Annotated in this window: 8 protein-coding genes; 4 read left to right on the forward strand and 4 right to left on the reverse strand. The window is 43.2% G+C overall.

Annotated elements, in window-relative coordinates; genetic code table 11:
- The first annotated feature begins 26 nt into the window (after nt 1–26).
- The 3 genes from hldE (at nt 27) to EGC82_RS04975 (ending at nt 3147) form a co-directional block, all read left to right on the forward strand.
- On the forward strand, nt 27–1457 hold the full coding sequence (gene hldE, locus EGC82_RS04965) for a bifunctional D-glycero-beta-D-manno-heptose-7-phosphate kinase/D-glycero-beta-D-manno-heptose 1-phosphate adenylyltransferase HldE (RefSeq protein WP_124729774.1): 1431 nt from the start codon (nt 27–29) through the stop codon (nt 1455–1457).
- Between the two features lie 3 nt (nt 1458–1460).
- Nucleotides 1461–2441 (forward strand): hypothetical protein, encoded by a 981-nt coding sequence (locus tag EGC82_RS04970; protein WP_244212537.1) that lies wholly within the window; start codon nt 1461–1463, stop codon nt 2439–2441.
- 235 nt (nt 2442–2676) lie between these two features.
- A complete protein-coding gene (locus EGC82_RS04975; protein ID WP_124729775.1) occupies nt 2677–3147 on the forward strand; it encodes a TetR/AcrR family transcriptional regulator in 471 nt (156 codons plus the stop codon).
- Between the two features lie 232 nt (nt 3148–3379).
- On the opposite strand, the gene EGC82_RS04980 is transcribed toward EGC82_RS04975, so the two are convergent.
- The 4 genes from EGC82_RS04980 to EGC82_RS04995 all read right to left on the reverse strand — a co-directional run bounded on the left by EGC82_RS04980 (nt 3380) and on the right by EGC82_RS04995 (nt 8658).
- Nucleotides 3380–4078, reverse strand: a complete 699-nt coding sequence (locus EGC82_RS04980; protein WP_124729776.1) for a DUF3581 domain-containing protein — start codon at nt 4076–4078, stop codon at nt 3380–3382.
- A 435-nt stretch (nt 4079–4513) separates the two neighbouring features.
- Nucleotides 4514–5530 (reverse strand): sensor domain-containing diguanylate cyclase, encoded by a 1017-nt coding sequence (locus tag EGC82_RS04985; RefSeq protein ID WP_124729777.1) that lies wholly within the window; start codon nt 5528–5530, stop codon nt 4514–4516.
- A gap of 105 nt (nt 5531–5635) precedes the next feature.
- The gene (gene pntB / locus EGC82_RS04990) at nt 5636–7120 is read right to left on the reverse strand and encodes a Re/Si-specific NAD(P)(+) transhydrogenase subunit beta (protein WP_124729778.1); all 1485 of its coding nucleotides are present in this window, start codon (nt 7118–7120) and stop codon (nt 5636–5638) included.
- 11 nt (nt 7121–7131) lie between these two features.
- Nucleotides 7132–8658 (reverse strand): Re/Si-specific NAD(P)(+) transhydrogenase subunit alpha, encoded by a 1527-nt coding sequence (locus EGC82_RS04995; protein WP_124729779.1) that lies wholly within the window; start codon nt 8656–8658, stop codon nt 7132–7134.
- Nucleotides 8659–9122: 464 nt separating this feature from the next.
- Between EGC82_RS04995 and EGC82_RS05000 the strand changes: the two genes are divergently transcribed.
- Complete coding sequence (locus EGC82_RS05000; RefSeq protein ID WP_124729780.1) at nt 9123–10913, forward strand: assimilatory sulfite reductase (NADPH) flavoprotein subunit; 1791 nt, start codon at nt 9123–9125, stop codon at nt 10911–10913.
- Nucleotides 10914–10933: the final 20 nt, after the last annotated feature.

A 10933-nucleotide genomic window follows, 5' to 3' on the forward strand; every position in this document is an offset into this window, starting at 1 on the left:
AATTTTTATAAGACAGCGAATACACTATGAAGGTTTCTCTCCCAGCTTTTGAAAATGCGCGCGTTTTAGTGATTGGCGATGTGATGTTAGATCGCTATTGGGTAGGCCCTACGGGACGTATTTCACCCGAAGCTCCTGTACCTGTTGTTAAAATTAATCAAATTGAAGATAGACCCGGCGGCGCCGCGAACGTGGCATTAAACATTGCGACTTTAGGCGGAAAAGTCCAATTAGCCGGCATAGTAGGTCAAGATGAAACCGCACAAGCATTAACCCAAGGGGTAAAAGTGTTTGGCGTTGAGCCACAGTGGTTAACGGTAGCCGACAAGCCGACAATTACTAAATTACGGGTATTGTCGCGTAATCAACAGTTAATCCGCTTAGATTTTGAAGAGCAGTTTGATAAAGCCACTAGCCAAGCGTTATTTGCTCAAAGCGAAGCCATTTTGGACAATGTTGATGTATTGGTATTGTCAGATTATGCCAAAGGCGCCATTGATGAACCTAAGGATTTTATTGCTAAAGCACGCGCTAAAGGGGTAAAGGTTTTAGTGGATCCTAAGGGGCATGATTTTGCCCGTTATCACGGCGCCTCATTAATCACCCCAAACATGAGTGAGTTTGAAGCCGTTGTCGGCACGGTAACCAGTGAAGATGATTTAATCGAAAAAGCCCAAAAACTGATTAAGTTGCATAACTTTGATGCCATTTTAGTCACCCGTTCAGAAAAGGGTATGACGTTAGTGTCGCAAGACCAACCAGAATTACATATTCCTACTGTTGCTCGTGAGGTTCATGATGTGACGGGGGCTGGCGATACGGTGATTTCTGCTTTAGCAACGTCAATTGCCGCGGGTGCTTCGTTAGCGCAAGCTTGTGCTATCGCTAATACTGCAGCCGGTGTGGTTGTGGGTAAATTAGGTACATCAACGGTAAGTCGTATTGAATTAATTCAGGCATTAGCCCTTAACCATGGCGAATCTGGATTTGGCGTAATGACCGAAGATCAATTAGCCTATGCCATGGACCAAGCCCGTTTACGCGGTGAGCAGATTGTGATGACGAACGGCTGTTTTGATATTTTACATGCTGGCCATGTGAGCTATTTGAAGCAGGCAAAAGCGTTAGGTCATCGCCTTATTGTTGCTGTGAATGATGATAGCTCTGTGACACGCTTAAAAGGTCCTGGACGTCCGGTTAACCCTATTGATCGTCGTATGGCCGTATTAGCAGGGCTTGCATCGGTAGATTGGGTGGTTCCATTCGCTGAAGACACACCACAACGTATTATTGCACGCCTATTGCCAGACTCTTTAGTTAAGGGCGGTGATTACAAAGTAGAAGATATAGCTGGTGGTGCTGAAGTGATAGCGGCAGGTGGCAAGGTTGAAGTGCTTGGATTTGAAGATGGTGTGTCAACCACGGCCATTATTCAAAATATTATGTCACAAAAGTAGTCAATGCTTAGATACTGGCAGCGGTCATTACTCAAATTATTCAGATGTAGCGTTGCATGCGCGCCGTTATTGGTTTGTCACTTTGTTAATGCCGGCCAGTTTATTGCGACTCAACCTGTGACTGCTAGTCAGATCCAAACGACGGCGGTTATGATTGAAGATGGCTTGGTGAATGATGACATTCGTCAAGCTTATTTTACTCCAGTAGCATCCAAACAAGCGCTAGTCTGCTCTTTATCTTCACTGATAAGGTGTATTGCATTGCTCCCTTCGTCTTTACAACAACAAACTGCTTTTTCAGTTGCCAATATTCGCCGTGCTGTTGGGCGTAAAAGTGCGATGGTACTGGTTGCAAAGCATCGTACAACAGCAGGGGTTATTATTATTAATTCCGCTAAAGATATGCTTGAACAGAGTGGTTCAATTGGCTTAACGACTTATCAGTTGCCGTTAGCCAAACAAGCACAATTAACCTTGTGGCATGAAATAGGCCATTTATATAACATTGCACTGCAAGGCAGCATTTTACCCTCATCTTTAACTGAATATCAGCATGAGTGGCTAGCGGATTTGTATTTGTTATGGCGTATTTCGCAACATTACCAGCAGCTCGACTTAGCCTGGCAGCAGTTGCATCGACGTAACTTGGCGCTCATTAATGATAGTGGTAATTTGTCGCATTGGAGTGCTCCTCAACTGCAAATTGTACTCAGTCGTTATGACGCACAACAATTACAGCAATTTACTCGCTATGAGGATTTTTTAACGGCCGTTTATCCATTAATGCCGACGTGGTCAACGCGCGATATGGGTGAGTTTTCTAGCTTAGTCCAGCGTACTTTTAGTGCAGTTCAGTCTTTACCTGAGTATATATTTTGGCGTCAACCTGAGCTAATTCAGGTGTTGTCGCCGACCTTAGAACGGTTAATGGGTAAGGCAGAATCCCAGCGCTGGCTTAAATCTCAATTCTCAACTGTAAAATAATGTGTAAATTTTTGTTAGCCCTATATTTTACCGTACGCAGTTCATTTTTTGGTGTTTTGTTATAACCTTTGATTTTAAAGGGGTAAATAAATCGTTATCGCGATAATGTTCTGTTTTGTCCTGCCTATCTGGATATTGTACGGTTAAATATGTTGTAAATTTGCTTATTCTTAGCAGAATTTTCTAGTTTGGTCTGGTAAGCTCTTGCACCAAAATAATTAGAGAGACCAAGTTTATGGCCAAGCGTTCACGAGTTGAAACCGAGTTAACCGTTAACCAAATTTTAGATGAAGCCTTTAAACAAATCCTCACGATTGGTTTTGAGGCGATGTCATATACCACCTTGTCTGCCGCTACTGGAGTCAGCCGAACAGGTATCAGTCATCACTTTCCACGTAAAACAGAGTTTCTAGTGCGTTTAGATCAACGTATTGGGCAGTTTTTTATTGAAGGTTTAGACTTTACGTCGATAGACGCATTGCAGCAATCATGGGCTGATATTATGCGAAATCCTCAACGGAAAGCGGTATTGCAACTGTTTTTTAGTTTGTGTGGTAGTACTGATCAAAACATGAAAACGCTGAATTCGCTTAATGTCGTCAAAGAGGCTGCGATGAGCCATTTTGCTGATGCTGGGCGCCGATGTGTTGAACAACTTATCGGTAATAGTGCCTTAGTATTATTGCAAGATGGGTCAGTAAACTAACAGCAAACAAACTGCGAGATTGGATTGCGTTACTGTTAGTGTACCAGCGTTTTTGGCTAGTTAAGTTTTACTCTGTTAGTAACAAATCGGTGTTAAAATTGACATTATGATCAATACGATATCGAAGAGATTATTCCGTATTGGTGTCTGAGCTTTCAACATACTGAATCGAACAGATGTCGTTACGGAATGGTATTTCGTGAGCGATAAAATATCACTCACGTATTCAGTTTCACGCTCGTTTTCTGCTTTCATATCTGTCGCACATTTGCTGAGCTTGTTCTGCATCAAACTCGCGCAATCCACTTAATACTAATGTTTTCACTCCGCTACCAATCACTTTACCTTCGCTTTGCAATTCAAAGGTAAGGGTGACGTCGCCACGCTTACCATTAATCACTAAGTCTTGTTTGATAAGATGTAAGCTGATGGTGTTGAAATCAAAGTGGTCTAAATGAAATGACATGCTTTCATAAATCACTAATGGGCGATCAGGGTTAATCATTACCTTGTGTTGCTTCATCATTGGCACTAGCACGTGCGTGAAATTTAATCCTGAAAAAGCCACATAACTTCTAATAAATGCTGCTGTTTGTATGTCGCATTTGCACACTTCACCTTGACGTTCAATGTGCAGGTATTCTTTGCCTTTAGTGTCACTAATGCTAAATTTATTGGTTACACTTTTATCAACGTGTAGCTCAACATTGTCACCTACCATGCCGGCAAATTTAAACTGCATATTTGGACTTAAGCCGTATTCGGTCAGCACAAGTGCAAACAATAAATCGCCTGGGACACAAAAACGTTTAGCGCCCACATCATGGATTGGGTTGAAATCTCCAGCGATTTTTTTGGCGAAGTCACTGGCTTGTTGAGCCGAAATAAATACGCTTTGATCTTGCTTAGTAAAATAAGGTGATAAAAACATAAACAATAATTCTTATTGGTCAGTTGTTTGCTGTCGCACTATATTGTTTGTTACTCAATATGCAGTAATAAACAGAGCGTAAGGCAAGCAAAGTAATTAATAAAATCAGTAATTGAGTGAGAGTTTACTGTAAAACGCTAAATACACTCACCCGATGACTCTGCTTAGCGCCACTTTGGGCTAAACATTGTGTTAATTATGGATGGTTTTTAGCGTTAGATAATGATGTATTTCCATATATATCAATTTTTTACCTATTATGTATAGTTAGACTTTAGCATTTAACGCATCTTTTTAGTCTGCAGCATATCCTAGTCGCACGAAATTGGCTTATTTAATTAACCTCATTTCTTATTGTTGGTGAGATTAAGGGTGTTCATGCTGGGAGGAGGTCGTTGCCAATAATTACAGCTTTGAAGTTTTGACCTATAGTACTTACCAAAATAAGAAGTTATGTTTACCGTGTTTTTTAATACTGTACATTGCCTTGTCTGCCTGTTCACATACGTTAGTAAACTCATCTAATTCATCAAATAAACTGATGCCAATACTGAGGCCTACTTTAATGCTTTCACCCTCTAATTCGATAGGATGTTGATAGTGTGACAGTAAGGTTTTAGCTAAGGTTGTTAGGCGTTCCACATCATTACAATGAGCTAAAATGACAAACTCATCACCACCAAAGCGTGCCACATGATGTCGTGGAGTTTGTGTTGTGTCTGGCGTACTAAAGAGTTGATCGCATATTTGAGCTATATCGTTGGCAATATGGATTAATAAACTATCGCCATATCGATGGCCTAAGTGGTCATTAATTATCTTAAAACCGTCCAAATCGATAAAGCACAGCGCGCCTTGATGTGTACTGTGAGTGCTTTTTCCTTGTTCAAAGGCAGCAATGAGTGCATTTCGATTGAGTAAATTAGTTAACGGATCACGATGAGCGAGTTTGGCTAAATCTTGTTCGTAGCGTTTTTCTTGGGTGACATCAATATGCGTGCCCATAATACGAAGCGGTTCACCGTTAATACCATATTCAATAATACGCCCACGGTCAGACACCCATGCAACAGTGCCATCTTTGTGCACCATGCGATGCACGGCTTGATAAATTTCAGCGTTACCGGCTACATGGCTTTCAAAGGCTTGTATCACCCAGTCTTTGTCTTCTGGGTGAAGATTGTTTTTCCAACTGCTGATATGAGCAGGTAACTCTTCACGAGTAAACCCGAGCAGATGGCCCCACTGCTGATTAAAAATAGTCAGGTTTCCGCTGGGAATATGTTGTTCCCATAGACATAAGCCAGTGCCATCAAGCGTAGCGTTGAGTTGTTCGTTTACTCTTTTATTTAATAGAGTAAGTCGATTATTCTCATTCTCTAGTTGCTTGATTGTCTGCTTATGCCGCTCTAGTTCAAGCTGTAATTGAGTAATGATGTCTTGCTGTGCCATGGATAACCGATAATCCTTTAAAGTCCAATAGACTCAGTTTAGCTGGTTATTAAACAAAAAAATACCAGCATCATCTGCTGGTATTTTTATGATCACAAAGTTGATTTATAAGGCTTTAAGGATTGCTTCTACACTGTCCTTAGCATCGCCAAACAACATTTGAGTATTGTCTTTAAAGAACAATGGATTTTGTACACCAGCATAACCGGTGTTCATTGAACGTTTAAAGCCAATGACGTTTTGGGCTTTCCACACTTCTAATACTGGCATACCCGCAATAGGGCTATTTGGATCTTCCATCGCTGCGGGGTTAACCGTATCGTTAGCGCCAATAACCAACACTGTGTCAGTACTGCTAAAGTCTTCGTTGATTTCGTCCATTTCAAGCACGATATCGTAAGGCACTTTAGCTTCAGCCAATAGTACGTTCATGTGGCCAGGTAAACGACCTGCAACAGGGTGAATACCAAAGCGAACTTTTATGCCCAATGCACGGAGCTTTTTAGTGATTTCAGCCACCGGATATTGTGCTTGCGCTACCGCCATGCCATAACCTGGGGTGATGATGACTGAATCTGACGCTTTTAGCATATCAGCGACGTCTTCAGCGGTTGTTTCACGGTATTCGCCCACGGTGTCGTCGCCTGTTGAAGCCACGGCATCATTACCAAAACCACCGGCAATAACAGAGATAAACGAGCGGTTCATGGCTTTACACATAATGTAAGACAGAATCGCACCCGATGAGCCCACAAGCGCACCAACCACAATCAGTAAGTCATTAGATAACATGAAACCTGCTGCTGCGGCTGCCCAGCCTGAATATGAGTTGAGCATTGACACTACAACTGGCATGTCTGCACCGCCAATTGAGGCGACTAAGTGCCAACCAAATGCCAAGGCGATTAAGGTCATCAGTATGATAGGTGTTACTGAGCCGCCAGCTTGGACAAACATAATCATTAGTATTAATGACACCACTACCGCAAGCAAATTGAGCTTGTGACGATGTGGCAGCATTAATGCTTTTGATGATACCAGACCACGTAACTTAGCAAAGGCCACAATCGAACCTGTGAAGGTGACTGCACCAATAAAGATGCCTAAAAATACTTCTACTAAGTGAATGTTAAGCATGGCACCGGTTAGGTGCTCAGTCTGTTGAGCATTGCTCGCTTCAACAAATGCAGCTCTGGCGGTTTCTAGTGTTGTGTTGAGGTCTTGCCCCAATACCACCACAATTTCAGACACTTCGTGTGGTTGGATATCAATAAAGCTATTAAAGCCCACTAATACCGCTGCGAGACCCACAAAACTGTGCAAAATCGCGACTAGCTCTGGCATTTCAGTCATTTCGACTTTTAATGCTAAGCGAATACCAATTGATCCACCAATGACCATGGCGAGAATAATCCATTCTACGCCGTTTGTAGCAGGATTAAGTATGGTAGCAATAAGCGCAATCGCCATACCAATAATGCCAAATAAATTACCATTTTTAGCGGTTTCTTGTTTTGATAACCCAGCTAAGCTGAGAATAAAAAACACCGCGGCAATGATATAAGATGCTGTAACCAGTCCTTGAGACACGATATGACTCCTTAATCTTTACGGAACATCTTCAGCATGCGCTGAGTGACGGTAAACCCGCCAAAGATGTTGATACTGGCAATAAGCACCGCAACAAACGCAAGCGCCGTGACTAATGCTGAACCTTGGCCTATTTGCAATAACGCCCCAACCACAATAATGCCAGAAATCGCATTAGTGACCGACATTAACGGCGTATGCAATGAGTGCGACACATTCCACACCACGTAATAACCCACCACGCACGATAGGATAAACACGGTGAAATGCGATAAGAACTCAGCGGGTGCAACCGAAGCGACTGCAGCAAAACCGGCAAGCCCTAACACACCTAAAATGTATTTAAGTTTTGACGGCGCTTTATCAACTTTAGCTTTAGGGGCAATACTTGCTGCTGGTTTTTGTGGCGCCGCAGACACTGAAATCGCTGGTGGTGGAAAGGTAATTTCGCCGCCACGAGTCACGGTCATGTTGCGCATCACCACGTCATCAAAATCGAGTACTGCGTTGCCATCTTTAGCTTTACACATTAACTTCATCAAGTTGACTAAGTTAGTGCCATAAAGTTGTGATGACTGCGCGGGTAAACGACCGGGTAAATCGGTGTAACCCAATACCTTGACGCCATTGTCAGTAATAAAGCGTTCACCAGTAACGGTATACTCACAGTTACCGCCAGTGGCTGCCGCTAAATCGACAATCACAGAGCCGGGTTTCATGGTATCGACCATGTCTTTGGTGATGAGTTTTGGCGCTGGGCGACCAGGAATTAATGCGGTGGTGATAATGATGTCGACATCTTTAGCTTGCTCGGCAAATAACGCCATTTCAGCTTCAATAAACTCTTCTGACATCACTTTGGCATAACCGTCAGACGATCCGCCTTCTTTATTTTCAAATTCAAGCTTTAAGAAACTGCCGCCCATTGACTCAATTTGCTCAGCCACTTCAAGGCGAGTATCAAATGCGCGAACGATGGCCCCTAGCGAGCCCGCAGTGCCAATAGCGGCAAGACCTGCTACACCAGCACCAATTACCAATACTTTGGCTGGTGGCACCTTACCTGCTGCGGTAATTTGCCCGGTAAAGAAACGCCCAAACTCGTGAGCAGCCTCAATGACTGCGCGATAACCACCAATGTTAGCCATCGATGATAAGGCGTCCAGTGACTGGGCGCGCGAGATGCGCGGCACCATGTCCATTGCCATCACGGTAATATTGTGACTTGACAGTTTTTCAACAAGTTCTGGGTTTTGGGCTGGCCAAATAAAACTGACTAGCGTAGTGCCTGGCTTCATTTTGGCTATTTCGTCATCGGTCGGCGCATTGACTTTAAAGATAAAGTCAGCTTGATAAACACTATCGACTACATCCGCCCCGGCGGCTTCAAATGCAGCATTATCGAAGCTTGATTTCACACCTGCCTGTGCTTCAATTGCCACACTAAAGCCGAGCTTTTTAAGCTGTATCACGGTCGCTGGAGTCGCCGCGACTCGAGTTTCACCTTCGATACTTTCTCTCGGTATTCCAATCTGCATGACTGTTTCCTGATGGTTGATAAAAAGACCGTCTATTGTTGTTCCCCATTAATAGACCATTGTGTTTGAGTATTACTGCCTCACATGGGCACTTTGACGATAGAAAAAGTACAGCATGTGACCATTGAAGTCGGGTAAACTATTTAGTCAATGGCATTACGCTGACATAGTTACATTGTATTTGCACGTCGTTTTACTCAGAGAACAATCAAACTGATAATTTTTATCAGTTAATTAGATCTCTTAGCTTGCGACATGAGGCATGTTCGGTACAAGTGCCTTTAGGCTAATTATTGAGTTTTAAATGGAGGTAATTTAAAAACTTTTAACTACGCCACACTTTTGTAGCTTAAAAAAACCGCTTTGCATATTCCTAAATGGAATAAAAAATCATCTTTTATTCTTTTTTGGTTTTTGTTCGTAGGAGTAAGCTAGTCCACATTACACTGTTATAAGGCCGTCTTATGTTGTTAAAAGAACTTTCAGCTTTAGCTTCGCCGTTGTCTCAAGGACAAGTCGATAAGCTAAAACAACTCACATCAGAATTATCTTCAGTTCAGCTCGCATGGGTCAGCGGTTATTTAGCTGCCAGTGCTAACCAAGGTCAAAGCGGTGTCGAGACGACAGCAGAGGCAAGCGCCGCCCCAACAGTTACGATTTTATATGGTAGCCAAACCGGTAATGGCCGTGGCGTAGCCAAAGCGCTAGCCGTTAAAGCGCAGGCACAAGGTTATGCCGTTAACCTAGCATCTATGGGCGAATACAATGTCCGCCAGCTAAAACAAGAAACCATCTTGCTATTGGTTGTTAGCACTCATGGTGAAGGCGAAGCGCCTGACGATGCTATTGAACTACACAAGTTTTTAGCCTCAAAGCGCGCACCGAAGTTAGATAATTTACATTATTCTGTCATCGCCCTAGGTGATTCGAGCTATGAGTTTTTCTGCCAAACTGGTAAAGACTTTGATACGCGTTTAAGTGCACTAGGGGCAACATCTTTATTGCCGTTGGTAGAATGTGATGTTGATTATGAAGATATTTCACAACAATGGCAGGACAGCGTTGTAGAAGCTGTTAAGCCGTATATTCAAGCATCAAGTGCTAGTGTGGTCTCTATTGGTACTGCATCAATTGCAGGTGAAAGCGAATATACCAAGCAAAACCCCTATACCGCAGAAGTACTTGTAAGCCAAAAAATTACCGGTCGTGGTTCTGATCGTGATGTCCGCCATGTTGAAATTGATTTAGGCGAGTCAGGGTTAACTTACCAGGTTGGTGATGCGTTAGGTGTGTGGTTTAGTAATAACGAAGTGCTTGTCGATGAAGTGATCGCCGCACTTGGTTTAGCCGCCGACGAAAGCGTTAGCGTATCGAAAGAGTCTGTGTCATTAAAAGTGGCGTTAACTGATAAGAAAGAATTAACTCAGTTATACCCAGGCCTAGTGAAAACATGGGCTGAGCTGAGTGGTAATGCTGAACTAGCTGAAATTTGTGAAGACAAAGAACAAACCAGACAGTTTATTCTAAAGCATCAATTAGCCGATTTAGTGGCAGTTTATCCTGCTAAAGTCAGCGCGACGCAGTTAGTTGATATGTTACGTCCGCTAACACCTCGCTTATATTCAATTGCTTCAAGCCAGGCCGAAGTTGAAGCCGAGGTGCACTTAACAGTGGCATTGGTTGAAGACGAGCGTCAAGGTCAAGCTCGCTTTGGTGGTGCATCGCATTTCTTAGCCTCAGCTGAAGAAGGCCAGCAGGTCAATGTGTATGTTGAGCCTAATAACCATTTCCGCTTACCAGAAAATCCAGAAACACCGGTAATTATGGTGGGTCCTGGTACTGGTGTGGCGCCATTCCGCGCCTTTATGCAGCAACGTGCCGTTGACGGTGTGTCGGGTGACAGCTGGTTATTCTTTGGTAACCCACATTTTGAACAAGATTTCTTATACCAAGTTGAGTGGCAGCAGTATCTTAAAAATGGCGATTTATCGCGTTTAGATGTGGCTTTCTCGCGCGATCAAGCTCATAAAGTGTATGTTCAGCATCGCATTGCCGAACAAGCTGAAGCGTTGTGGCAGTGGCTACAAAATGGCGCGCATGTGTATATCTGTGGTGACGCAGAGCGTATGGCCAAAGACGTACACCAAGCATTAGTGAATATAGCGGTCGAACAAGGTGGCCTAAGCGCTGATGACGCAGAAGCTTACTTTGAAACACTTCGTAGCGAAAAACGCTACCAAAAAGACGTGTACTAAATTCGACCTCGGTTGATAGC

Source organism: Shewanella livingstonensis (genome assembly GCF_003855395.1).
GTDB lineage: Bacteria > Pseudomonadota > Gammaproteobacteria > Enterobacterales > Shewanellaceae > Shewanella > Shewanella livingstonensis.